A 24,527-nucleotide genomic window follows, 5' to 3' on the forward strand; every position below is an offset into this window, starting at 1 on the left:
TTGGCGCCAGAGGCAGAGCCCACGATGCCAGCTGCGCCAGAGGCGCGGCCGAAAGCCTCTGGCGGTCTGGGCGAGGTCGCGCGGCTGTTCCTCAAGCTCGGGTTCATCGCCTTCGGCGGCCCGGCGGCGCACATCGCGATGATGGAGGACGAGGTGGTGGAGCGGCGTGGGTGGCTCTCGCGCCAGCACTTCCTGGACCTGATCGGCGCGACGAACCTCATCCCGGGCCCGAACTCGACCGAGATGACGATGCACGTCGGCTACGAGCGTGCGGGGTGGCGCGGACTGTTCGTGGCGGGCGCGTGTTTTATCGGTCCGGCGGTCCTGCTCACGGGGCTCGCGGCGTGGGCGTACGTGGAGTACGGCGAGCTGCCCGTCGTTGAGCCATTCCTGTATGGTATCAAGCCTGCGGTCTTGGCCGTTATCGCAGGAGCGCTGTGGAAGCTGGGCAAGAAAGCGATCAAAGGCTGGCCTCTGGCGGTGATCTCGGTTCTCGTCGCTAGCGCGGTGCTAGCGGGTCTAGGGGAAGTGTGGGCGCTCCTCGTGGGGGGCATTCTGGGCGCGCTCGCGCTCCGCGCGGTCGCCCCTGGCGACAGCGGGACGGCTTCGCGGTGGTTGCCCATCCTGTTTCTGCAGAGCAGCGGCGCGGGCCTCGCCTCTGGCGCCAGCGGCCTGGGCGCGGCGTCCAGCGTGTCGATGTGGAAGCTGTTCCTCTTCTTCCTGAAGGTGGGCAGCGTGCTCTACGGCTCGGGCTACGTGCTCGTGGCGTTCCTCGAAGGTGGGCTCGTAGACGACCTCGGCTGGCTTACCCAAGGGCAACTCCTCGACGCCATCGCCATCGGGCAGTTCACGCCCGGCCCCGTGCTCTCCACGTCCACCTTTATCGGCTACCTCGTGCTCGGCGTCGGCGGTGCGGCCGTCGCGACGCTCGGCATCTTTCTGCCGTCGTTCGTTTTCGTGGGCATCCTGAACCCGCTGATCCCGCGCCTGCGGCAGTCGGCGTGGCTCTCGGCGTTTCTAGACGCCGTCAACGCGGCCGCCGTCGCGCTGATGCTCGCCGTCACGCTTCAACTCGGGCGCGACGTGCTCGTGTCGTGGCCCGCGGTCGTGATCGCGTTGCTTGCTGCCGTCGCAGTGATCCGGTTCAAGCTGAACGCGGTCTACATCGTGCTCGGCGGCGCAGCGCTCGGCTTCCTGCTCTCCGCCTGGGCCTAGCGCGAGAGGCCTCTGGCGGAGGATCCGCAACGCTTCAGCGCCAGAGGCTCAGGAGCGGCGGCGGGGGAGGGTGGAGAGTCCAACGGATCGATACAGGGGGCAGAACCCCACGGCAGCGGTCGCAACCAGCACGACGGCGATCACGCCCAGCACCCACGCGAACAGCGTGCTCTCGATCAGGCCGAACAGGAGCAGGACGCCGATGACGCCCGCCGCGACGAGGCGGACTTTACGGTCGGGATAAGAGAGGTTGGTCGTCATAGTCCGAAGGGGCGGTGAACCGTGAACGTACGATGATGGAACTGAACGGGAGGACTCTCGCGCCAGAGGCCATCGCGCGAGGCCTTTCGGCTCGGCCTCTGGCGCCGGTATCTTGGCGCACTCACCTGCCCGACTGCTCGTGCCTTTCCCGTCCGCGCCCTCGCCCCGAACCATTGTGCTCACGGTTATCGCCCTCGTGGTCGCGGTCGTGACGGGCCTCTCGGCTTGCAACACCAGTAGTGGCATCGAGCCCCCCGAAGGGTGGGAAGACCTCGGCGACGGTCGGTGGATCCGCACGGGCGCCGACACGACCGGCGCCTTCCGCGACCTCTCCTCCGTCGCCGCGATCGGCGTCGTGGACTCGACCGATTCGGAGGTGATCCGCTACGCGAAGGAAGAGCTGCTGTACCTCTACCGCACGTCGCCCGAGATCGTGGACAGCCTATTCCAGGCCGAGGCCGTGCCGCTGCTCGACCGCTCGTACTCCAACGTCAACTTCCAGGACGAGGTCAACACCGCGCTCAACGACGTTAAAAAGGCGCTCCTTGGCGATGGCACGGACGTGTCCACGTACCGCCAGTCCACCGCGCTTCCCGGCTCGTCCACGGCCCCTGCCGTCTACCCGGACAGCCTCAAGAACGCAGGCGTCACCGGTCGCGTCGCCGTTCAGACGTACGTCAACGCGGACAAGCAGCCTGTGGCGGTGCAGGTCGTCGAGAGCGTCAACCCGACGCTGGACGCGCTCGTGATGCGTCAGGCCGCGACCTCGACCTACACCTCAGCCTGGGTCATCGAGGACCCGCGCCGCGGCGGCAAGGCCATCCCCAACTACGTCCGCCTGACGATCCCCTTCGAGTGAGGCTGACGCTCGCCTTGGAGCCTCTGGCGGTGTGCCGCCTCGCGCCAGAGGCGGAGGTGGAGGAGTGGATGTGGCGCGGGCCTCTGGCGTCCGTCACGCGGACGGGCGCCGAGCTCTCGGTCGTGTGCGCGCAAGAGGCCGTGCCGGAGGGCGTGCAGGCCGAACGCGGCTGGCGCGCGATGGCCATCGCCGGCTCGCTCGATTTCGCGCTGACGGGCGTGCTCGCGAGCCTCGCCGAGCCTCTGGCGGAAGCGGGCGTCCCCGTCTTCGTCGTCTCCACCTTCGACACGGACTGGCTGCTGGTGAAAGACGACCGGCTGGACGACGCCTTCGCGGCGCTCCACGCCAGAGGCCACGAGGTGCGTAATGCGTAATGCGTAATGCGTAATGCGTAATGCGTAATGCGTAATGCGTAATGCGTGAGGGGCGCGGCTTTTTTTGTTCCGGTGGGAGGTCGTTTCCCCGCCTGGCCTCTGGTGCCGAGGGACGAGAAGTTGTCTCGGGGCTCTCTGCTCGGCGCCACCGCCAGAGGCGTGTACGGCCTCCCCTACGCATCATGCAGTACGCATTCCCTCGGTACGCATCCCCCGCAGCGCAAGAGGCGCGGTTCGCTCCCGTGCCCTACCGCCGGACCTCTGGCGGCACGCCGTCTAGCCAGCCTGCCTCTACGCACGCCCAGAGGCCGATGCAGATCGCCTCGGCGACATCGTGCTTGAGCTTTCCCTTTGGGTTCGCAGCCTCGCTCCACGTGATGATGCGTCGGGCGTAGGCGTCCGCAGCTTCTTTGGCGAGTGCGCCTGACCGCCTCTCGCGCGGTAAGAGCAGGCCTCGTCGCCACACGCCAGCGTCCATGATGCGGACACGGAGATCGCGCCGCAGACCTGCCGCTTTCCATAGCTCGGCGAGGTTTCCGCCGCCCTCCAGCACCAGCCGCTCCAACTCGGGCGTCTCCGCCAGAAGCGAGTGCGCGGCCCGCTTGAGCCGCGCCCGGCTGCCCAGGTTCTGCGAGCGGTACGACAGCAGCCGGCCTCTGGCGTCGAAAAACGCGAGGCCGGTGCGGACGCCGAGGTCGACGGCGAGAAGGGTGGGCTCGGGAGGGATGGGGGATGGAGGCATGGAGGGATGGGCAGAACCCGAACCCTCCATCGCTGATCCCTATCCCAGCAGCACGCCTGCGATGGTGGCGGTCATGAGGTTCGCGAGCGTGCCCGCGAGGACGGCGCGGAGGCCGAGACTCGCGATCTCGCCCGTCCGCTCCGGCGCCAGAGGCCCGATGCCGCCGATCTGGATGCCGATGGACGAGAGGTTGGCGAAGCCGCACAGCGCGAACGTCGCCATGACGATCGTCTTCTGGTCCAGTACGCCGGTCCCGAGCAAGTCCGCGAACTGGCTGTAGGCCACGAACTCGTTGGCGATCACCTTTGTCCCGAGGAGTCCGCCAAACGTCGTGATGTCGGCTGTGGGCACGCCGATGAGCCACGCGACAGGCGCGAGCACGACGCCGAGGATGCTCTCCAGCGTCATCGTGTAGCCGAACAAGCCGGCGCTCCAGTCGATGATGCCGTTGATCATCGCGATGAGCGCGAGAAAGGCGATGAGCATCGCGCCGATGTTGAGCGCGAGCTGCATCCCGTCGGCCGCGCCCGTGGCGGCGGCGTCGATGATGTTCTTGGGGCCGGCGTCCTCCAGCGCCTCCACGGCGGCCTCTTGCGCCTCGTCGCTGGAGGTGGCGGGAAGGGTCGCCTCACCGGCGTCGGTGACAGGGACCACGCCAGAGGCCGTGCTGGCGACGGCGGCGTGCGCCTCTGGCGAGAGGCTGTCCGTCACGGGGCGCGTTTCCGGGATGAGGATCTTCGCGAGGACGAGGGCCGCGGGCGCCGCCATCACGCTCGCGCCCAACAGTTGCTCAGCGAAAAGCTGCTGCCCGGCCTCCACCGCGATGCCGGCCACGCTCGCGTAGCGCTCGCCGAGGAAGGCCACGTAGCTCGCGAGCACGCCGCCTGCGATGGTCGCCATGCCGCCCGTCATGACGGCCATGAGCTCGGAGCGCGTGAGGTTCTTGATGTACGGCTTGATCACCAGCGGCGCCTCGGTCTGCCCCACGAAGATGTTCGCGCTCACGCTCAAGGACTCTGGCCCGCTCGTGCCCAGCGCGCGGCGCACCACCCACGAAACGCCCCGCACGATCCACTGCATGATGCCGAGGTAGTACAAGACCGACATCAGCGACGCGAACACGATCACGGTCGGCAGCACGTAGGCGAAGAAAAAGAAGCCCAATGAGCCCTCAGACCCCGGTGAGAGCGCGAGGGTGCCGAAGATGAACGTCGCTCCAGCCTCCACGGCCGCGAGGAACTTGACGAAGAGCCCCGCCACCCACGCAAACGCCGCGCGCGGCCACCCGAACGGCGCGAACGTCTCGGCCAAGTCCTCGCCCTTGAGGAAGAGGACCGCGAAGACGAGCTGGAGCAGCAGCCCAGCGCCGACCGTCCGCCAGTTGATGCGCCTCTTGTCGGACGAAAGCAGGAACGCGATGGCGATGATGCCGACGAGGCCGAGCAGACCCCGGCCGGCCGAAGTGAGGAAGTCGATGTCCATGGGATGCGCCTGGGGCGCCGTCGTGGGAGGTCGCCGAAGATACCCGGTGCTTCAGCCCTCGCCAGAGGCGCGGTCGGTGAAGGAGACAGCCGCCGCGCCGGTCGGCCTATCAGGCCTCTGGCGCCAGAGGCTACACCAGCCGCCCCATGCGCAGGCAGCGCTCCAGCCACGTCTTCTTCTTCTCCAACGCCACCACGCTCGCGTCTGCTTGCGCCTGCCCGCGGATCTGCCGCTTCCACGCCGCGTGGACGTGGCTCACAGGCACGTCGATGCCAAAGGCTAGCTCCTTGGCGATCTCGGAGCAGGCGAGGCGGAGCTCGCGCTCTTTTTTGGCCACGTCGAACTGCACGGGCGCGGCCTCTGGCGCGGGCGCGTCGGCGTGGAACGTGCGGCTGGAGCGGGCGCGGCCGAACTGCTCCTGGCGGTGCGTCTGCCGCCCGGCGTCGCGGACGGACTTGAGCGCCCATGCGCTCCGCTCCGGTTGGTCCGGGATGGCCGCGGGTTCCACGATGCGGTTGGACTCCTTCCGCATCTTGATGCCGACCTTCTCCTCGCTGGCGAGCCAGCGCAGCGTTTCCACCACGTCCGAGTCATCCGCCGCGTAGAGGTCGCAGCGGTTGGCCTCTTCGGGCCAGCTCGGGACGTAGCGCATGCCTCGAAAGACCTGCTGGAGCGTCTTGCTGAGCGCCCGCACCAGGTCGGCTTTGACGATGACGGAGATCGGCTTGATGTCCGTCCCCTCGCCGATCATGTCCACCTGCACCATCACGTCTAGCCGGCCCTCGCGGTAGTCGTTGAGGTGTTTCGTCCGCTCCGCCAGAGGCACGTCCTGACCGATTCGCTCGGCGCGGAGGCCGGGGAAGCGGCGCTTGACGTAGTCCAAGATGGCGGCGGAGTGCGCGTTGCTCATCGCGATAACGAGCATCTGGTGATCGCGCCAGCCGTCCAGCAGGCTGCCGGACTTGGCGAGCGCGCGGACCAACTCGCCGCGCTTCTCTTGGAACCGTGCCACCGCCGGGCCCACGAGGGCGTCCAGGTACACCTCGTGAAAGCGGAGCTTGCGCCGCGCGAGGTAGGTGTCCACGTCGCGAGAGGCCTCGACCTCCTGGCGGAGTTCAGAAAGAGTCACGTCCACTTCCTCGCCGCTTTCCGTGTTGACCATCCGCACGGAGTAGTCCACCACGTGGGCGTCCACGCGCTTGAGGATGCGGCCTTCCTCGTGCGCGTCGCGCATCGTCACCTCGTGGAGCGCGCGGTAGGTCTGCACGCCGTCGGCGTCCTCGTCGAACGGGACGCCGAAAAGGGTTTTGTTGTCGCTCCGGAGCGGCGTGCCGGAAAGCGCCACGCTCGCGGCGTGGGGGAACCGGGCGAGTCGCGTGGCCCACGTGCCCTCGTCGGCCAAGTGGTGTACCTCGTCAAAGACGAAGAGCGCCTTGGACTGCCGGCAGTATTCCAGAAGCGCCTCGTTGCCGCGGTCGCCCGCAGCGTACTGGTACGTGGTCACCACGAACTCCGTCTGGAGGTTCTTGACGAACACCCGGTCCGAGTCCGCCACGCAGTACGTCGGCGGCGTGCTGCCGAGGCTCTGGAACACGAAGGCGAGCTCCTGCGCGTCGGCGTACTGGTCCCGGAGGTTGCCGCGCGGTACGAAGACGACGAGCCGGTTCGCGATGCCCATCTCGCGCGCGACGAGGTAGCTCGCGAGCGCCGTGATCGTCTTGCCATAGCCCGGCACGAAGACGCCCAGCGCGTTGCGCTCGCCTCTGGCGAGGGCGCCGGCCCAGGCGGAGAGGAACTGCGACTGCCCGTCGCGCAGGCGGAAGCCGCCCTGAGGGCGGATGCCGGTAATAAACGGAGCGGGCAGGGTGTCGGACACTGAGGGCAGCACGAGGGGCCGCGAACCTATGCCACCTCGGGCGCCAGCGTTGCGTCACTCTGGCGAAGCGCGAGCGAAGCCGGAGCGCGGGCCGCGCGGGTGGCGCCAGAGGCCTACAGCCGCCCCGCCAGCCTCTGGCGCAGGAGGTCGACCAGCGCCGGGTCCATGAACGCGTAGTCGTCCGGGATGCCGAGCGTCGTGATCTCCACGCCCGCGACGTGCGGCCCGAAATCGCGGCGGATCGCTCGCGCGTGACGCGGCTCCATGCACACGATCCAGTCGGTCCACTCGATGAGGTCGAGCGAGACGCGCACGTCGGCGTCGGGCGCGGTCCCGGCGCTGAGAGTCTGGACGCCAGAGGCCTCGCTGAACACGCGCTCGGCGGTTGGGCTGCGGAGGCGGTTGCGGGAGCAGACGAAGAGGACGCGCATCCCACAGGCTACGACGGCCTCTGGCGGCATGCGCGAGCGCGGCGTGTGCTCGGACGCCAGGGGCTGAACGCAAACCGCCCCGCCGGCACGCGGCCAGCGGGGCGGAGACGCCAGAGGCAGGCCTCTAGCGAACGGGTGCGCCTCGGCGCTACTCCATCTCTTCCAGCACGTACACGTCGTTCTCGCGGTCCACGTCGGGGTAGAGCCCATCGGGATCGATCTGCGCCATCGTGACCTCGCGGCCGTCGGTGGGGATCTCAACCGTGACCTCCTCGCTCACGCCGAAGCCTTCGACGGGGACGGCCAGGCGGGCCGTGGACCCATCGGCGAAGGTGACCTCGACGGTCGTCGGGAAGACGAGACCGCTGACGTGGGAAACGGTCACGCGCGCGATGCCGTCCTGCACGTCCACGTCGTCGATCTCGGCGTCGTAGGTGCGGACGGTGTCGAACCAGCCGCGCCAGAACCAGTCAAGGTCCTCGCCACTCACGTCCTCCATCGTGCGGAAAAAGTCAGCGGGCTGCGGGTGCTTGTAGGCCCAGCGCTCGATGTACGCCTTAAAGGCGCGGTCGAAGCGCTCCTCGCCGAGAACGGCCGTGCGGAGCAGGCTCAGGCCCATGCCGGGCTTGAAGTAGCTGTTCCAGCCGCCTTCCTGGCCCGAGAGCTGGTCGGCGTAGGTCAGGATCTCGTCGTCACCGCTACCGAAGGAGCCGGTAAGCCGCGCGAAGGTGTCTGGCTGGAGCAGCTGAACGCCCTGCGTACGCTCGGCCTGGCCGTATCCCGCGATGCTGGTGTCCGGGTTCTCGTTGTAGTACTGGATCGCCGAGGGGCCGTTGATAAACGTGTTGAAGCCCTCGTCCATCCACGCGTGGCGGCGCTCGTCGGAGCCCACGATCATGGGAAACCAGTTGTGGCCCAACTCGTGGTCCACGACGCCGAAGAGGCTGAAGTGGCGGCTGCGAACCGACGAGAAGTGGATCATGGGGTACTCCATGCCGCCGATGTGGCTCGCGACCGAGATCGCGACCGGGTAGGGGTAGGGATACCAGTACGAGTTGTTCTCGATGGAAGCCTTGCCGAAGTGCGTGGCCTCTTCCCATCCGGGCTCCTCTGGCGTGCCGAGGCCCTCCTTCGGGTAGGCGCTCATGATGAGCACGTTGTTGGTGGAGCCGTCCGCCATCTGGACCGGCGCGTTGGCGGCGTCCACGATAAAGGCGGCGCTGGCGCCCCAGGCCACGTCGCGCACGTTCTCGGCGCGGAAGCGCCACGTGGTCATGCCGGAGCGGGCTCCAGGCTGACCGATCTCGTCTTCTGTCGCGATGTACACGCGCTCGCTAGACGTGCGGGCGCGCTCCAGCCTCTGGCGCTGCTCGCGGGAGTACACGTCGTTCGGGTTCTGGAGCGCGCCGGTGGAGACGACCTCCATGTTGGCCGGGACGGTGAGCGCGAGGTCGAAGTCGCCGTACTCCAGGTAAAACTCGCCGCTGCCGAGGTAGGGGAGGTTGTTCCAGCCGTTCACGTCGTCGAAGACGGTCACGCGCGGGTACCACTGCGCCATGCTGTAGATGGTGCCATCGGCGACGTCCAGGCGGCCCATGCGGGGCGTGCCAGGGCCCTCGGGTACGCGGAAGCTGAACGGGATGCGGACCTCGGTCTCGCCGCCAGAGGCCTCCAAAGGCTCGGGCAGGTCGAGACGCATGCGCGTGTCGTCCACGAACGGCGTGACGGTGCGGCCGTCCACGGTGATGGTGCCGAGGCGGTAGCCGTTGCGCTCGTCCAGCGAGGCGCCGTCGGCGCGGCTCCCGGCGCTGGCGCCGCGGCTGGTGGGCACGAACAGGTTCTGCTCCAGCTGGAACCACATCTTGTCCAGGTCCTCCGGGCTGTTGTTGGTGTAGCTGAGGACGACCTCACCCGAGACGATGTGCGTGGACGGGTCCAGGCTCACCGCGATCTTGTAATCCGCCTCCTGCTGCCAGTACTGCGGTCCTGGGCGGCCGCTGGCGCTGCGGTACACGTTGGGCGTGGGCAGCTGGAACGGCTCGAAGAGATCCTTGACCGGCTCGATGGGCGGCGCGGCCTCGGCGATCGCCTCCTCCATCGTCTCCATGTCGATGCGCCCGGCCTCGATGGTGAGCGTGCTGTTGCCGAGCACGAGCGTGGCGGTCATCTCGTCGCCGTCGACGGTGCCGCTGAGGCTGAACGGAGGTCCGGCACCGCCGACCTCGAAGGTGCCCGCGTAGCTGAAGGTGCCGTCGGAATCCGTGAGGGTGGTGCCGGTAAGCGTCGCGTCCAGGCCCTGGCCGTCGAGCGTCATGCGCCCGTCTTCGCCGGGGGGCGCGATCACCAGAAAGCCGGAGTCGACGGCTTCGTTGGCTTCGGGGTTGATGAGGTCGAACGTCCAGACGCCAGCGGCGTTTTGCGCCCACGCGCCTGTGGCAGCGAAGGCGAGGAGGAGGACGAGGAGTGTGCGGAGTCGCATGGAGGAGGAGAAGGGGAACAGGAACGGACGCGGGGACCCGAAAGGGGCCTCTGGCGCCAGAGGCGCCAAGCTAGGCGGGCGTCGGACGGGCACGGCGTCAGGGAATGGCGGAAACGGGCCGCTTGGGCACAAGGGTGCAGGCGTGCCGGGGAAGACCGTGCGAAGGGCCTACGACAGAAGCTGTGGAGCCGGACGTTGAGAGGGCAACCCCCCGCCCGCCCTCGTGCGGGCAGGGGCTGCGCCAGAGGCGTCCGAAACCCCGCGCGCGCGCAGCGGTCCATCGCGCATGACCGACGCGTTCCCCACGCCCGCCTCTGGCGCGGCTTCGACCTCCGCAGCCTCTGGCGACCTCGTGCTCAACCTTCGCGGCGTGACCAAGCGCTACGCCGAAGGCGCCGGCTTCCGCGACGTGCTCGCGGGTGCCGATCTGCAACTGGAGCGTGGTGCGTTGGGCGCCCTTGTCGGCAAGTCCGGCGCGGGCAAGAGCACGCTGCTCAATCTCATTTCGGGGATCGACCAGCCGGACGGCGGCGAGGTCGTCGTGGACGGCACGCACCTGGAGAAGCTGAGCGAGCGCGACCGGACGCTGTTCCGGCGCCAGCACCTCGGGTTCATCTTCCAGTTCTACAACCTCGTGCCCACGCTGACGGTCGAGGAAAACGTCCGCTTCCTCTTGGACCTTAACGGCGTCGCCGCGCCCCAGGCTCGCGACCGCGCGCACGCGCTCTTGGAGGAGGTGGGGCTCGCCGACCGCGCGGCGGCGTTTCCAGACCGGCTCTCCGGTGGCGAGCAGCAACGCGTCGCCATCGCGCGGGCGCTCGCGCATGAGCCGTCGCTCGTCCTCGCCGATGAGCCAACGGGCGACTTGGACGGCGATACGGGCCTCGTCATCCTCGACCTCTTGGAGCGCATGACGCGCGCCAGAGGCCGCACACTCCTCATGGTCACGCACGACGAGAGCACGCTGAACCGTGCCGACGTGGTGTTCCGTCTCGCCTCTGGCGAGGTCACGGCGGAGCGCCGCACGCCCGGTCGCTAAACGCACATCGGCCTCTGGCGCAACGCTTCGCCAGAGGCCGCGATGGGAGAGCGCCCGAGGCGCCGCTAGCTCGCGCTAACCGCCGGCTGGCTGCGTCGGACCGGCGGCTCGTCGGGACGCGCCAGGAGCGTTTCCCAGTCGATGCGGCCGGTGGCCTGCATGACGATGAACAGTGTCGCGATGGAGAGCAGCGTGACGGCCAGGCCGGTAAAGCCCTCTAGGAAGAAGGTGCACGCGAAGCCGACGAGGTACACCAGTTGTGCCCCGCCGACTTCGACGAGCGCGAACCGCAGCCCGCTCACCAGCCGCATGTAGCTCACCACGAGGCCCATGCTCACAACTGACGAGATCACGAGCGCCACACCCACGCTCAGGTGGTCCACCGAGTACGCCAGAAGCAGGTGGAAGGCGAAAAAGGCCGCCCCCAGGAAGAAGTAGTGCATCGGGTGGAGCCGCACGCCGCGCAGGAGCGTGAGCACGAAGACGGCGAAGAAGAACAGGAACAGGCTCACCGGCGCGAAAAACGTCACGCGGCTTACCCACGGGCCGGGGTTGAGCTTCTGCGGCATCGCCATCCCGATCGCGGCGTCGGTGACGAGCGTGCCCTTGTCCCAGGCCAGCGACCAGCCCTTGCCGGTTTTGCGCTTCTCCGTCGGGGACAGCGTGCCAGGAGGGAAGTCCACGTCGGCGAAGTCCGTCGTCATCGTCAGCGCGAAGTCGCGGATCGTCGCCACGCCGCCGGCCGGGCCTCTGGCGCCAGAGGCGAATTCCTGAGCAGAGGCGGTCGGGGAGAGTTCGTAGCGCCACGTACCCGTCCCTTGCGACGTGTAGCCGACGTGGATCTCCGCGCTCTCGCCGGGCTCTAGCTCCAGCCTGTGCGCGAGGGCGCCGCCGTCGACGCTGGCCTCGGCGGAGTCGCCGTTGACGAGCAACTCCACGTCGCCGAAGACGGCCGCTTGCGACGGGAGGCGGAAGCGGAAGTCGTACGTCGCCGGCTTCTCGGTCTCGTTCTCAATGCCGTAGCGGCCCTCGAACGCGATGTCGTACGTGGGGTACCAGAGGAGCCCCTTGCGCCGGTGCTCCAGTTCCACCTGGGTCCGGATGCGGCTGCTCGTCGCGCTCGTCGCGTTCCACACCTCGCGCATTTCGGCTTTGGTTTCGGTCTCCCCGGGTGCGCCTTCCTTGGGCCGTGTCACGTTTTCCAAAACGGTCTCGACGCGAGAGACAGCAGGTGAGAACTGGACCTGCTCGCCGCCCCACAGGCGGCCGACGGCCAGCTGCATGTCGCGGTCTTGCGAGTGCGTGCGCTCGACGACCGTCGCGCCGAGCATTGTCCAGGCGACGCAGCAGCAGATAAAGATGAACGAGATGGCAAAGATGCGTTTGGTCATGGGAGCGGGGAATCCGGTGGGGTGACGGGGCCTCTGGCGGGGACGCTGGAGGTGAGAGCGGGGGAGTGGGCCTCTGGCGCCGGAGGCGATCAGGCCGCGATGGGGAGCGCGGAGGGGATGGGGGCGTGCGCGTCGGCCTCGACACGCAAGACGCGGCGGGAGAGCGCGCGGGACGTGTCTGTTGCGACGTCGGCGTAGGAGAGCCCGGCGCGGCGGAACACGCGGCGGTGCGCGCCCGCCCAGACGGCGAGCGTGGTGCCCGCCATCAGCGCGCGATGGGCAGCGCGGACGATGCCTCGCGCCAGAGGCCAGCGGGCAGCCTGGAAGAGCGCGAGACGCTCGGCGTGGAATCGGACGTGGGCGGACTCGTCGCGCAGGATCTGGGTGCAGAGCGCCCGCGTCACCGGGCACTCGGTGGCGTCGCGCAAGGCGGCGTAGTAGGAGAGGGCTACGATTTCGGCGGTCACGAGCACGCGGAGGCACACCTCCAGACCGTCCCCAGACCCGAGCTTGCGGACGATGCGGAAGGCGCCGTCTAGAGGTGTGGTCGTTTTGAGGCGTTCGCCTGCGCCCGTGAGCAGGCGCGCCAACTCGGCCGCGTGCCGGACCTCTTCACCGACGAAGAGGCGCATCGCTTTCGGGTAGTCCACGTCGCCCGTTCGGGCGGCGTATCGGTCCGCGCACAGGCGGAGGTAGCGGCCTTCGGACTGCTCACCCAACTGGAATTCCTGGATAGAGGCGACGATGGCGCGCCGGTCCTCTGGCGTCCATCGGATGGGCTCGTCCCACGGAATGGGGCGGTCGGCGGTGGTGTTGCGCGCGAAGATGTCGCGCCAGTCGGCGGAGGTACGGAGGCGGGGCATGGATCAGGCGGCGAGGTGAGCGAGGGCGCCAGAGGCTGGCGTGTTGGGCACTGGGGCGTTGGAAGCCGAGGCGCCAGAGGCCTGGGCGGCGCTTGAGGGAGCGAGGCCGCCAAAGCGCCTCTGGCGGGAGCGGAAGTCCGCCACGGCGTCGGCGAGCGTCTCGCCGGTCACGTCGGGCCAGGGGAGGGCGAGGAAGAGGAGCTCGGCGTAGGCCAGCTCCCAGAGGAGGAAGTCGCTCAGGCGGCGCTCGCCGCTTGTGCGCACGAAGAGATCGACGGGGCAGGCGTCCACGCCGTCCGGGTGGAGTGCACGTCCGAGCGCGGCCTCCATGTCTTCGCGCGTGACGGCGCACGCCTCTGGCGAGGCCGCGCGTGCGCCAGAGGCGAGGTCGGTTGCGGCGCGGCACAGGGCGTCTCGCGAGGAGTAGTCCAGCGCGAGGCGGAGGTGCAGGCGCGTGCCGTGGCGCGTTTCCCACTCGGCGCGGGCGAGGGCGGAGCGGATCGTGCCGGGCAGCCGGTCGCGGCGGCCGATGGCGGTCAGGCGCACGCCAGAGGCTTTGAGCTCGGGCACCTCGCGGCGGAGGCCGAGGCCGAACAGGCCCATCAAAGCCGTCACCTCGGCGCGTGGGCGCTTCCAGTTGTCTGACGAGAAGGCGTAGAGCGTGAGCGTGGTCACGCCAGAGGCCGGCGCGGCACGCACGACACGGCGCACGGCCTCGACGCCGGCGCGGTGCCCTTCTGTCCGGGGGAGGCCGCGTTGCTCGGCCCATCGGCCGTTGCCGTCCATGACGAGCGCGACGTGGAGTCCTTTGCGAAGAGTGGTTTGCATTTCAAAGTTTGGAGGCGTGAGAGGAATCTGAGATCGGCCTCTGGCGAGAACGCATCGCGCCAGAGGTCCGAGGGGTTAGAAGAGGAAGGGGAAGAGGAGCACAACCGACGCGCTCCAGATCGTGTAGACCGTGAGGTACCGCGCCGTCCATGCCTCGACGGGCGCGGAGCCGTTGCCCGCGAGCCGGCGCCAGAGGGGGAGCACCATGCCCGCGAAGTGAACCGCGATCAGCGCGTTGAAGCCGACGACGGCGAGCCGGTTGGGCGTGAACCCGCCCTCGGCGAGCCGCCCGGCAACAAACGCGAAGGCGGTGAGGTCGGCCGCTAGGGCGAGCGTTACGAGTCCCGCCCCGACCCAGTCCGTCCAATGCTTCTCTACGTCCGGGCGCTCGGCCTCGATGAGAAGCACGAGCCCCAGAACGGCGATCAGCGCGATGTTGAGGGTCAGCAGCGTGTCACGGTCGTTCAGCTCGCCGCTGAGGAGCAGAAACGGGAAGTAGACCGTCAGCACGGCAAGCGCCATCGGGCCGAAGACGCGGGCGACGAGCGGCGCCAACCGCGCGCTCTCGGGACGTTGGCCCGCCAGAAGCAAGCCGATGGGCAGCACGCCGAGAAGCCCGGCCGGGACGACCCATTCTCCCAACACGTGCCACGCTTCGATGTCGATCGCCTCGAATAGCGCCGCCGTTAATCCGGTGAGCAGCGCGCCGACGATCAGGAGCGGAATCGCCAGCGCAGCGCCCTCACCGACAAGTTGTAGGTAGCCCATCCGCCCCTCGACCGACCGCCATTGGCGCCCGAGGGCGAGCGCGGACCCCACCGCTATAAGCAGAGTCGGCAGGTGGAGAACCGAAAGCCACGCCACGCCTTCCGCTTCCGTGCTCAGGTCCGCCAGAGGCCTGAACGCCTGGATAGCGAGCAGAGCGGCCACGACGCTCCCGGCCGTGAGCATGCTCTGCGTGGATGGTCGGTAGCGCCGCGCCAGGAGCACGAGGACCGGGAACAGCACGTAGAACGGTGCGAACCGCTGGTGGAAATGGTCGGCTCGCATTCGGTTGCTGCGTGGGCCTTCCCAGCTCGTCCATCCGAGAAGCTCCGGGAGCTTGAACCACAAAACCGCCAGCACGATGAGTCCGACGGCCCACCCCAGGAGCCCACGTGCGCGCTCGGCGCTCAGCACTTCCGCCCAGCGCCACGTGGATTCGGCCCCTGGCGCCAGAGGTTGCGCGGTGAGTAAGCCCTCGGCATCCAACCGGGCGTGCCAGAAGGCGAGGCCGGGCTCGGCAGAGTGGGAGTCCCAAGCAGCCGAGAAAGCGCGCGCAAACGCGTGTGGATCGTCCCGGTACAGGCGCTCCAACGTCGGCGGGGCGTCCAAGTAGTTGAGGAGGTGGGAGGGGTCCATGTGAAGTGGTTTGAAATGCAAAGTTGGGGCGCGACGTGCAAAGTGTGGTGTCTCGTTTGAGCCTCTGGCGCCAGAGGCCCATTGGTCGCTCGCTATGGCCTCGCGGCCTGGATGACGGCTTCCATCTGGTCCAGATAGCTCGCGAGCGCGGCCCGGCCCGCGTCAGTCAGGTCGAACTCGGTGTGGGGCATCCGGTCTACGAAGGACTTCGTGACGCGGAGGTATCCGGCCTCTTCCAGCTTTCGCGCGTGGACGGAGAGGTTGCCGTCGGTCAACTCCAACACGGCCTTGAGGTCGGTAAAGCTCGTCGCGCCACCCGCCGCGAGGGCGCTCACGATCCCCAATCTCACCCGCTGGTGAATCACCGGGTCGAGGTCGGGCACGCCGCTAGCGACGCCAGAGGCTGCGGTGGATCGTGTGGTACGTCGGATGGCCATGTCAGGATGAAACGGAAGGGGGAGGGGCCTCTGGCGCCAGAGGCTAGCCGCCGTGCTTGCGCACGATGAGCGCGCCGAAAACGACGTGGATGCCGCCGAAGCCGAGCGCGAGAAACGCGTCGCCCCAGCCCGACGGCGCAAGAAGCGCGATCGCGCCGATCAGCATGAACGCCGTCCCCATCATGGGCACGAGGCGAACCGAGAACGTCCCCGCTGCCGCGACGCCGGCGCCGTAGCACAGCAACCAGATGCCCGGGAGGAGGTGCAGGCTCAGCGAACTGACGACGGGGATCGACCGCGGATCGTACTTCGAGGTCGGGTCGAGTTCGAACCCGTACACGGCGAGGGTCAGCGCCACGCCGACGAGGACGGCGGGCAGGAGCCCCAGGAAAAACTTGCGTCCCTGCCCACTCAGCACGGGTGCAGACGAACGGCGCGCTTTGAGGAGCGTCGCCCACAGACCAATCAGAAACCCGATTAGCGCCTCGGCGGCCCACACGGCCAGCCATGCGCTGACGGTCGGCTGCTGGTGGGCGATCCACGCAGCCGCGACTGCCGTTCCACCCATCGCGACACCGCCCCAGCCGGGGACGGCGGTAAACGTCCCGGTCCGGGCCATCGTCTCGCGGATAAACCGGAGGTGCGCATGCGCCGCGGCCTCGGGACGGGCGGCGGGTTGAGAGCGGCGGAGCGGGGGACGGTCCTGAGGCATGGTGTTCACGATCTGTATTCATTGTAGTGAAAGCACTTTGCGTTGTCAAGTCAAAGGGCGGATCGCTTGCGCAACGCTCTCTTCTTTGTTTCGGGCCTCTGGCGTCCCAGGCCTACCACCGCACCGCTGGCGCCGCGCCAGAGGCCTAAACCCAAAGCGGCCCGTCCGGAAGGGGACGGGCCGCTGAGGTACCGCGTAGGGGAATCGAACCCCTATTACCAGGATGAAAACCTGGCGTCCTAACCGTTAGACGAACGCGGCAGGGCGTCAGGGCCGGGGCCCTGACTGGGGTGGATGACGGGAATCGAACCCGCGACCTCCAGTACCACAAACTGGCGCTCTAACCAATTGAGCTACACCCACCATGGCATCCCGCTTGGGGCGGAACGTGCCGAAAAGGTACAGACACTCTCGGGGGCCTCGCACGAAGAAACTCTGAACGATGATCTAGCAGTCGCGGCGCCAGAGGACGGAGTGTTTGAGCCAGCCGGTCTAGCGGAGCACGGCCACCTTGCCGTACAGCGTCCCTTCGCCGTTGACGCCAGAGGCGGCAACGATATACACGCCCGACGGCACGAGGTCGCCGGTGCGCGCGTCGCGGCCGTCCCATTGAAACGAGCCGCCGAACACGCTGTCGCTTTCGTACACCACGCGTCCGTCCAGGGTGAGCACGCGGACGCGGCTTGTGGGTGCGTTGATGCCCGCGATGGTCACGCGGGCGTGCTCGGACGGGCGGTACGGGTTCGGCGAGAGGCGGAGCGCTTCGGAATCGAGATCCGGTCCCGTCGCGTCCCCCTTGTAGGAGTAGAGCCCGTTCGCGGTCACGATGTACACGAGGCCGGTGCTGGCGTCCACCTCAATGTCAATGATGTCATCCGTAGGGAGCGGGGTGCCGTCAGCGCCGAGGCGGAGTTGGATGCCGTCGCCCTCTGGCGTGAGCAAGAATGCGCCCGTCGTGGTGGACACCCAGATGCGGCCGGCAGGGTCCAGCGCGAGGTCTTTGATGTCGGCGTCGCGCAAGAGGTAATCCAGGCCCTCGCCGTCTCCGGTAGTGGGCCAGACGGGCTCGGCGAGGGCGTTGTCTGCGCCGAACGCGGAGCCTGGCGAGAAGATGACGGCGAGCCCGCGGCGCGTGCCGATCCATATCCGCCCTTCCAAATCCCGAACGAGCGAGGTCACGTTCCCGTTGGGCAGGCCCTGGCCGTTAAAGCCTGTCGTGAACACGCGGCCGCGGTCGTCGGCCGGGCTCAGCGGATCGCTGCCGGTGTCCCACACCATGAGCCCCTGCGGGCCCATCGCGAGCCACTTCTGCCCGAAGTTGTCCAACTCGATAGCATCGGCGCCGATGCCCGAGGGGCCGCCGGGCGGCGGGGGAAGGCCGTTCCAATCGGCTCGCGTCGCGTCAGCGGTGCCCGGGAAGGAGTGGAGCGGGAGCGGGCTGCTCTTGTTGACGATCCACCAGCGGTCTCCTTCGCGGATCATGTCCGAGATGACGAGGAAGTTCTGGGCGCCCGTCGCGCCCAACAGGGTGGAGTTGCTGCGGTCGAAAACCGTTACGTCGCCGTCCTCACTAATCACAGCGAGTCCGAGGCCATCGGTCCCGGCGAGCGCGCCTCCTTCTGATCGGGTGACGATCCGCTTAAATGAGGTGCTGGGAAGCGCCGTCTCGTCCGTGCGCAGTGTGGTCCACATGCCATCCTCAAACCAGTTGACGGCGGCGGCGCCGGAGACGCCAACGGCGGCCGTACCCGACGCTGTCCAGATGCGGCCATTGCGGCCGACATCGACGCTGACGATGCTGTTCGTAAACGGACCGCTCGGAAGCCTCGGATCGGGAGACACCACGAGCGTCCCGTCGGAAGAGGGGAGCGGGGGGTACTGGAACAGCCCGACCCCGGCATCTCCGACCCACAGGCGCCCGTCCGGTCCAAGCGCCAGGGATTGATGCCGAATGGCCTCTGGCGAAGCGTTGAAGGTGCGGAGCGGTGCTCCGGGCCGCACGAGGAACGTGCGAGACGAGCCTTGATCCAGGACCGCAAGCGTGCCGTCCACGACGACGAGATCGGAAAGGGTCTGGTCCACGAAGAGTTGGCGCTGCCACTCGCCAGAGGCTGCGCGCCGGTAGAGATCCCCGAACGGACCACCCGGCCGCCCCCCGGCCCAGACCGTGCCGTCGTATGCGACGAGCGAGTAGGCTTCGTTTCTAAACCCGTCCTCTATCGTCCACGCTGATGGGATCTGGAGGTTGGAGGTCGCCAGAGGCGCGCTTACGATGCCCTCGTCCGTCGCGAGCCAGTAAGCGTCGCCGCTGGCATTGGCCGCTGGCGCCACGATCACATCGTTGACAGGCGTCGCCGCGTCCAAGCTGCCCAGTCGCGAGGCGGTCTGGCGCACTTCGTCGCGCGCGAGGTCCCAGATCACGAGCCCGAAGTCGGTCCCGATCAGGAGCGTTTGGCCTCGGGGGCGGATGCGGTTGACGCCCCGGCTCGTGTACTGATCGGCGCGCTGAATGTCGAAAAACGTCCGCACCTCGCCAGAGGCCGGGTCAATGCGGTCCAGCGTGCCATCGGCGTAGCCGGCCCACACGCGGCCGTTCTCATCGACAGCAAGGGCGCGGACCTGACCGCCCGTGATGCCGTCGACGGTCGTGTACCGCTCGAAGGCGCCATCGGCGGTAGAGACGGCGAAGATGCCGGCCGGGGTTGCGGCCCAGATGGCGTCGCCAGAGGCCGCGACCGCCCGAACGTCGCGGTAGGCGGGGTAAGCCTGCCACGTCTGGGCAACGGAGGAACCGCCGGCGAGACAAGCCAGCAGAAGAGTGAACGCGAGGCGGAGCCGCATGAGCAAACCGGAGGAGACGGCGTAGCGAAGGCTCAAGCGGTGCGGGCTGGGGCTAGGAGGGCTGGCCCTCGGACGCGTCGATGGAACGGAGCAGGTGCACCATCTCGATGGCGCCAGCGGCGGCTTCGGCGCCTTTGTTTCCGGCCTTGGTGCCCGCACGCTCCCACGCTTGATCCAGCGTGTCCACAGTCAGCACGCCGAACATCACGGGGACGCCTGTGTCCATCATCACGCGCGCGCAACCGCTAGCGACGGGTCCCGAGACGTACTCGAAGTGAGCCGTCGCGCCGCGAATAACAGCGCCGAGGCAAAGGATGGCGTCGTAGCGGCCGGTGGCAGCGAGCCGATTGGCGACGAGCGGGAGCTCGAACGCGCCGGGCGCCCACGCGGTGTCGATGAGGTCCGCATCCGCACCGTGGCGGACCAGGGCCTCTTGCGCGCCATCGACGAGTCGCCGGACGATGGCGTCGTTAAACCGGCTGGCGACGATGGCGAAGCGGGAGCCGTCGGGGGCGACGAGGGAGCCTTCGAACTGCATGGGCGTGAGGTGTGCGCCCCAAAGGTACGGACGCTCCGCGTAGCCGGACGGGGCAAGACCGAGCCCCCAGTTGAGCGCGCCGCCGGCCTCGCCAGAGACAGCGCGCCGCCCTAGAGAACCGACAGGGCCTCGGGCGCCAGAGGCTAGCGACCGCTCACGAGCTTGTCGTACTCGGAGAGGTGGGCCGGGTCCATCTCGCTGAGGAAGGCGTAGGCCTCGCTGCGCTGGGGTGCCTCGCGCAGGAGCGCGGCGAGCTCTTGGTACTTCGCCGTAAAGAAGACATCCGTCGCGTAGCGCCGCGTGTTGAACTGGAGGAACAGCTCGTGGAGCTCCTCTAGAACGCCAGTGGCGCGGTCCCAGGCGTCTTCGGGACCAAGCAGGAACTGGTCCAGCACTTCGAAATGGTAGGTGAAGTGCGCGCGGCGGAGCGGGAGAAAGGCCGGGTCGAGAAGCTCGCGGATGAGGTCGTAGCGCGACCGTTCCTCGCCGAACTCGTTGCCCCACCCCTGCGCGCCGGCGTTGGAGCGCGCCCGCTCGGCGATGCGCCGGGCCTGCTCGAAGTGCGGCGTGCCACCCAGACTCGCGAACGAGTCGTAGTCGTATCCGAGGATCAGGAACGTGTAGAAGTCCAGGACCGACGTAAACGAGTCGTACCGCTCCGGGTCGAAAACGAGGCTCTGGCCGCGGGTGTAGGTAAACGCCCAGTCGTTGTCGCTGATCAGGACAAGCTGGGTGGGCTGCGCGGAGCCGTAGATGGGCCGCGAGGCGCGGACAACAATCTCGCCGTTGAAGATGCTCAGCCCGTCGGCCTCGTTGAGGATGATCTGCATCGAGCAGTCGATCCTCTCACGGTCCTGAAAGACGTCCTGTGTCCACGCGCGGTTGTTGATGTACCGCGAGACGTCCTCCTGGAGCTCGTCTAGAAAGGCGAACTCGTCGCCGTTGAGCTGGCTGCGGTCCACGCGGACGGTGCAGTTCAGCTCTTGGGCATGGCTCGCTCCGGCGAACAGAAGGGCGAACAGAAGCGGGACGATTCGACGCACGGGGGAGGGGGCTACCTTCTCAAAGCTACGCCGCCCCAACGACCCGCCCGCGCCCATGTTGCGTGCCCTAGCCCTTGCCGCCCTGACCCTCGCGTTCGCCTCTGGCGGCGCGGAGACTGCGCGGGCGCAGTACGCCGAAGGCGGCGCCAGAGGCCTCGCGATGGGCCGCGTCGGAGTCGCGCTCGGTGGCCAGACGTGGGGGCAGGCCAACCCCGCCACGTGGGCGACCGCCGCCAGAGGACTCGGCGTAGAGGCCAGCCAGGCGTACGGACTGGAAGGGCTCCGCATCGCGGGCGCGAGCGCGTCCGTGCCTCTGGCGCTGGGGACCCTCGCCGCCAGCGGCCGCACCTACGGGGCCGACGGCTACGCCGAGACGCGGATCTTGGCAGGCTTCGCCCGCGAGGTGCCGCTCAGCAGCGCGCGCACGCTCGCCCTTGGCCTCGCGGTGGGCTACGACGGCGTGAGCATCGACGACTTCGGCTCAAAGGGCTCGCTCCACCTCTCCGTCGGCGTGCAAGGCGACGTGGTCCCGACCGTCCGCGCCGGCTTCGCGCTCCGCAACGCGCTCGGCTTTTTCGACGATACCGAGGCCGACCTCACGCGTCCGTTGGGCTCCGTCCCGAGTGTCGCCGCCGGCCTCGCCTTCCGCCCGAGCGACCGCGCACTGCTCGCGCTCGACCTCGATCAGAACCTCGACGGTGACCTCTCGGTCCGCGCAGGGCTGGAAGCCCGCGTGGTGCAGCCTCTGGCGGTGCGCGCAGGCGTGGGCACCGGCCCGACGACGTTCTCGGCGGGCGTGGGGATCTACGCCGGGCCTCTGGCGGCAGATCTCGCCGTGGAGCACCACGAAGACCTCGGGCTCACGCCGGCGGTCTCGCTCCAGATCGGGTTTTGAGCATGGCGCCTGTCTCCTCTGAAGACCGCTGGCGCCAGAGGCTCGGTCTCGCGACCGTGCTCCTCGCGTTCCTGGCTCTCGCGCCAGAGGCCTGGGCGCAGGACCCCGTGCCGGATACGACCTCGGTCCCGCAGGACGGCGTGGTGGATGAACTGGAGGCGTTGCTGGAGGACGAGTCGGCGGGGGACCCGACCGTGCTTCTTGAACTGCTCCAGGACCTCCGCGAGAACCCGCTCGACATCAACACGGCGACGGTCTCCGAACTCGCGCAGATCCCCGCGTTCGATGGGCTCCTGGCGGCGGCGATCGTGCGCCAGAGGACGGCGACGGGCGCCTTCCGCTCGCTCCCGGAGATCCAGAGCGTGGAGGGGCTCACGTCCGATGTCTTTCTAGAGGCGCGGCCGTACCTCACGATTGGCCAGACGTTGGACGTAAGCGCCGCCGCGGCGCCGCGCTTTCCAACGCCGCCACGACTTCGAACGGTTGTGCGCGGCTTGGAGCCACGGCTGACGCAGCGCGTGCAGCGCCGCCTGGATGTGGCCTCGGGCTTCCAGGGTCCGGATTCGACGCGGGCCTATCCCGGCTCGCGAGACCGGATCTACACCCGCATCCAGGCCAACTATCGGCGCCAGGTGAGCCTGAACCTCACGCTCGAAAAAGACCCCGGCGAGCAGTTCCGCTGGGACCCCGAGACGCAGACCTACGGCTACGATTACGCCTCCGCACACCTCGCGATTCTGGATGCCGGGCGCATCGACGCGCTCGTGATTGGCGATTTCGTGGCGGAGTACGGGCAAGGCTTGACGCTGTGGCGCGCAGCGGGCTTCGGGAAGGGCCCGGACGCAGTGGGCGGGCCGATCCGCAACGGCCGCGGGATTCGGCCCTATGGTTCCGTCGATGAAAACCAGTTCTTCCGTGGCGTCGGCCTGAGCGTGGCGCTTACGCCGCGGCTCTACGCCAGCGGCTTCGCCTCCCGGCGGCGCTTGGACGCGACGGTCTTCAGCCTGGACTCGCTTGATCTCACCGACCCGGACATCCCGCCAGAGGCGCTTCAGGGCGGCCTCGTGAGCGGCCTCGGCATTGACGGGCTGCACCGGACGGAAAGCGAGATCGCGCGGAAGGACGCACTTGGCGAGACGATCGTCGGCGGCGGAACGGAGTACCGTGTGACCACCTCGCGCGTGGAAGGCCGCATCGGCGTCGTCGGCTACGCCGCACGGTTCGACGCGCCTCTGGCGGCGGGCGAGCGCCCGGACGACCGCTTCGACTTCGCGGGACAAGACGCCGCGATGGTCTCGATCTACGCCGACGCGAAAACGCGTGCGGGTCAAGCCTTTACCGAAGTCGCGCGGGCACCGGGCGGTGCCGTCGGTGGGCTGGGCGGGCTCCTGGCGGACCTGGGCGGCGGGACGGACCTGCTCGTGGTCGGCCGGCACTACCCGCGCAGCTTTACAACGCTCCACGGCTACCCGTTCGGCGAGCGCAACGGGATCGGGCAGAACGAGACCGGGCTGTACACCGGCCTCCGCGTCAAACCCTCCAGCACGTGGACCATTTCCACATATCTGGACCAGTACCGCTTCCCCTGGCTCCGCTTTTCCACGCCGCGTCCTACGCGTGGGTACGAAGCGCTCCTGTTTGTGGAGCATCGCCCGCGCCGCTGGATCCGTCTGTACATGCAGGCGCGGACCGAGACGCGTGAGCGCGATCTCGACTTTGTAGGCGGCGTCCCGACGACGATCCTCGAAGGCGTCGCGCCCGAGACGCGCCAGACCCTCCGCGTGCAGGGCGAGTGGGCCGCCAACCGCGAGCTCCGCTTCCGCACGCGCGCTGAGGTGGTCCGCTTCGCGCCGCGAGCCTCTGGCGAGCCGACCGAAACCGGTGGGCTCCTGTTCAACGATGTGCGCTGGCAGATCCGCGACGGCCTTCGCTTGGACGCCCGCCTCACGCTGTTCTCGACCGACGGCTTCGCCTCGCGGCTGTACACCTACGAGAACGACCTGACAGGCGTCTTCGCTGTCCCCGTCCTCTACGGGCAGGGCGCCCGCGCCTACACGCTGCTGACGCTGGAGCCGACCGACGGCATCCAGATCCAGGGCAAGATCGGGACGAGCCTGTTCCGCGACCGCCGCAGCATCGGCTCGGGCAACAACCTGGTGGACGGCAACCGCGCGACGGACGTGGGCCTCCAGATCCGCGCACGGCTCTAATCCGCGCCTCTGGCGCCAGAGGCGGACCGTTCGGCAGGAGGCCGCAACGGTTCACGCGTGCGCGCGGGCGATTCACGCCAGAGGCGTTGAAGCGGGCACGCTGGAGGCTGTAGCGTAGCGACCGCACCGCCCGCCACCTATGCGCCGCTTGTTTCTCCTCTCGGGGGCTCTCGCCCTCGCCTCGTGCGACGCCGCTGCGGACCCCTTCGTCTGCACCGAGGAGTTCGTCATGATCACGGTTGAGGTCGTGGACAGCGCCGGGCGCCCGGTCGAGGGCCTCTCGACGCAGTCGGTCAACGAGCGGACCGGACAGCCTCTGGCGGTGGCGATGGGCGCGACGGACGCGCCAGAGGCCGGCGTGCAAGGACGCTACACCGTCGCAACGGACGCCGACGCGCGGCGTCTGCGCGTAGACGGAGACCCCGTTGCGTTCACAGCGTCGGGCGAGGGCGTGCGGGCCTCGGCGCGCTTCGTGCTGGCGGACGATGGCTGCCACGTGGTCAAGGAGGAGGGCCCGGACCGGGTGACGGCGACGCGCGGGTAGCCTCTGGCGCCAAGGGCCGCTTTAGCGCCCCCGCCGCCGGCCGATACCGAGGAGGCACTCCCTGGG

Annotated in this window: 22 protein-coding genes and 2 tRNA genes; 7 read left to right on the forward strand and 17 right to left on the reverse strand. The window is 68.5% G+C overall.

Translation table 11 applies throughout. The features are described 5' to 3' along the window. Positions 1-24: 24 nt before the first annotated feature. On the forward strand, positions 25-1,215 hold the full coding sequence (gene chrA, locus BSZ36_RS04175; protein WP_094551150.1) for a chromate efflux transporter: 1,191 nt from the start codon (positions 25-27) through the stop codon (positions 1,213-1,215). Positions 1,216-1,263: 48 nt separating this feature from the next. Here chrA and BSZ36_RS04180 read toward each other — a convergent pair whose 3' ends face one another. Next, positions 1,264-1,476, reverse strand: a complete 213-nt coding sequence (locus BSZ36_RS04180; RefSeq protein WP_094546322.1) for a YgaP family membrane protein — start codon at positions 1,474-1,476, stop codon at positions 1,264-1,266. A gap of 139 nt (positions 1,477-1,615) precedes the next feature. Here BSZ36_RS04180 and BSZ36_RS04185 point away from each other — a divergent pair, with 139 nt between their 5' ends. Together BSZ36_RS04185 and BSZ36_RS04190 are read left to right on the forward strand one after the other, a co-directional pair. Continuing rightward, positions 1,616-2,335 carry an energy transducer TonB gene (locus tag BSZ36_RS04185; RefSeq protein WP_143536747.1) on the forward strand — a complete coding sequence of 240 codons (720 nt, stop codon included), beginning with the start codon at positions 1,616-1,618 and terminating at the stop codon, positions 2,333-2,335. Then, positions 2,332-2,709, forward strand: a complete 378-nt coding sequence (locus BSZ36_RS04190; protein WP_218827549.1) for an ACT domain-containing protein — start codon at positions 2,332-2,334, stop codon at positions 2,707-2,709. Before BSZ36_RS04185 ends, BSZ36_RS04190 begins: the two co-directional genes overlap by 4 nt. A 247-nt stretch (positions 2,710-2,956) precedes the next feature. Here the strand turns inward: BSZ36_RS04190 and BSZ36_RS04195 are convergent, their stop codons facing one another. From BSZ36_RS04195 to BSZ36_RS04215, 5 genes are all read right to left on the reverse strand, one after another. Next, the gene (locus tag BSZ36_RS04195; protein ID WP_094546326.1) at positions 2,957-3,451 is read right to left on the reverse strand and encodes a hypothetical protein; all 495 of its coding nucleotides are present in this window, start codon (positions 3,449-3,451) and stop codon (positions 2,957-2,959) included. Positions 3,452-3,490: 39 nt separating this feature from the next. Further along, positions 3,491-4,933, reverse strand: a complete 1,443-nt coding sequence (locus tag BSZ36_RS04200; RefSeq protein ID WP_094546328.1) for a NupC/NupG family nucleoside CNT transporter — start codon at positions 4,931-4,933, stop codon at positions 3,491-3,493. A gap of 130 nt (positions 4,934-5,063) precedes the next feature. Beyond that, positions 5,064-6,809: a DEAD/DEAH box helicase gene (locus BSZ36_RS04205; protein ID WP_218827550.1), complete on the reverse strand. Its 1,746-nt coding sequence runs from the start codon at positions 6,807-6,809 to the stop codon at positions 5,064-5,066. Between the two features lie 113 nt (positions 6,810-6,922). Beyond that, on the reverse strand, positions 6,923-7,240 hold the full coding sequence (locus tag BSZ36_RS04210; RefSeq protein WP_094546330.1) for a low molecular weight protein tyrosine phosphatase family protein: 318 nt from the start codon (positions 7,238-7,240) through the stop codon (positions 6,923-6,925). Between the two features lie 148 nt (positions 7,241-7,388). After that, entirely contained in the window at positions 7,389-9,719 is a 2,331-nt protein-coding gene (locus tag BSZ36_RS04215) for a M1 family metallopeptidase (protein ID WP_094546332.1), read from the reverse strand. 286 nt (positions 9,720-10,005) lie between these two features. Between BSZ36_RS04215 and BSZ36_RS04220 the strand changes: the two genes are divergently transcribed. After that, entirely contained in the window at positions 10,006-10,758 is a 753-nt protein-coding gene (locus BSZ36_RS04220) for an ABC transporter ATP-binding protein (RefSeq protein ID WP_094546334.1), read from the forward strand. Positions 10,759-10,823: 65 nt separating this feature from the next. On the opposite strand, the gene BSZ36_RS04225 is transcribed toward BSZ36_RS04220, so the two are convergent. The 11 genes from BSZ36_RS04225 to porD form a co-directional block, all read right to left on the reverse strand. Next, a complete protein-coding gene (locus tag BSZ36_RS04225) occupies positions 10,824-12,149 on the reverse strand; it encodes an inner membrane CreD family protein (protein WP_094546336.1) in 1,326 nt (441 codons plus the stop codon). Positions 12,150-12,238: 89 nt separating this feature from the next. After that, positions 12,239-13,012 (reverse strand): ferritin-like domain-containing protein, encoded by a 774-nt coding sequence (locus tag BSZ36_RS04230; protein WP_094546338.1) that lies wholly within the window; start codon positions 13,010-13,012, stop codon positions 12,239-12,241. Between the two features lie 3 nt (positions 13,013-13,015). Then, a complete protein-coding gene (uppS, locus tag BSZ36_RS04235) occupies positions 13,016-13,840 on the reverse strand; it encodes a polyprenyl diphosphate synthase (RefSeq protein WP_094546340.1) in 825 nt (274 codons plus the stop codon). Positions 13,841-13,915: 75 nt separating this feature from the next. After that, positions 13,916-15,241, reverse strand: coding sequence for a DUF4153 domain-containing protein (locus BSZ36_RS04240; RefSeq protein WP_094546342.1), 1,326 nt, complete (start codon positions 15,239-15,241; stop codon positions 13,916-13,918). Between the two features lie 92 nt (positions 15,242-15,333). Then, the gene (locus tag BSZ36_RS04245; protein WP_094546344.1) at positions 15,334-15,678 is read right to left on the reverse strand and encodes a winged helix-turn-helix domain-containing protein; all 345 of its coding nucleotides are present in this window, start codon (positions 15,676-15,678) and stop codon (positions 15,334-15,336) included. A 43-nt stretch (positions 15,679-15,721) separates the two neighbouring features. Then, positions 15,722-16,390, reverse strand: a complete 669-nt coding sequence (locus tag BSZ36_RS04250; RefSeq protein ID WP_094546346.1) for a hypothetical protein — start codon at positions 16,388-16,390, stop codon at positions 15,722-15,724. A 189-nt stretch (positions 16,391-16,579) separates the two neighbouring features. Beyond that, positions 16,580-16,651, reverse strand: a tRNA-Glu gene (locus tag BSZ36_RS04255). 25 nt (positions 16,652-16,676) lie between these two features. Then, a tRNA-His gene (locus BSZ36_RS04260) sits at positions 16,677-16,753 on the reverse strand. Positions 16,754-16,882: 129 nt separating this feature from the next. After that, positions 16,883-19,267: a type IX secretion system anionic LPS delivery protein PorZ gene (gene porZ, locus BSZ36_RS04265; RefSeq protein ID WP_143536748.1), complete on the reverse strand. Its 2,385-nt coding sequence runs from the start codon at positions 19,265-19,267 to the stop codon at positions 16,883-16,885. A gap of 16 nt (positions 19,268-19,283) precedes the next feature. Next, entirely contained in the window at positions 19,284-19,769 is a 486-nt protein-coding gene (gene ribH / locus BSZ36_RS04270; protein ID WP_094546350.1) for a 6,7-dimethyl-8-ribityllumazine synthase, read from the reverse strand. Positions 19,770-19,912: 143 nt separating this feature from the next. Next, positions 19,913-20,812, reverse strand: a complete 900-nt coding sequence (gene porD / locus BSZ36_RS04275; protein WP_179271015.1) for a type IX secretion system protein PorD — start codon at positions 20,810-20,812, stop codon at positions 19,913-19,915. A 55-nt stretch (positions 20,813-20,867) separates the two neighbouring features. On the opposite strand from porD, the gene BSZ36_RS18835 reads away from it, so the two are divergent. The 3 genes from BSZ36_RS18835 (at position 20,868) to BSZ36_RS04285 (ending at position 24,461) form a co-directional block, all read left to right on the forward strand. Further along, complete coding sequence (locus BSZ36_RS18835; protein WP_179271016.1) at positions 20,868-21,707, forward strand: hypothetical protein; 840 nt, start codon at positions 20,868-20,870, stop codon at positions 21,705-21,707. Positions 21,708-21,709: 2 nt separating this feature from the next. Further along, entirely contained in the window at positions 21,710-23,917 is a 2,208-nt protein-coding gene (locus BSZ36_RS04280) for a ComEA family DNA-binding protein (RefSeq protein ID WP_094546354.1), read from the forward strand. A 139-nt stretch (positions 23,918-24,056) separates the two neighbouring features. Continuing rightward, positions 24,057-24,461 (forward strand): hypothetical protein, encoded by a 405-nt coding sequence (locus BSZ36_RS04285; protein WP_094546356.1) that lies wholly within the window; start codon positions 24,057-24,059, stop codon positions 24,459-24,461. The last annotated feature ends 66 nt before the right edge of the window (positions 24,462-24,527 follow it).

It is taken from the genome of Rubricoccus marinus (assembly GCF_002257665.1).
Lineage (GTDB): Bacteria > Bacteroidota > Rhodothermia > Rhodothermales > Rubricoccaceae > Rubricoccus > Rubricoccus marinus.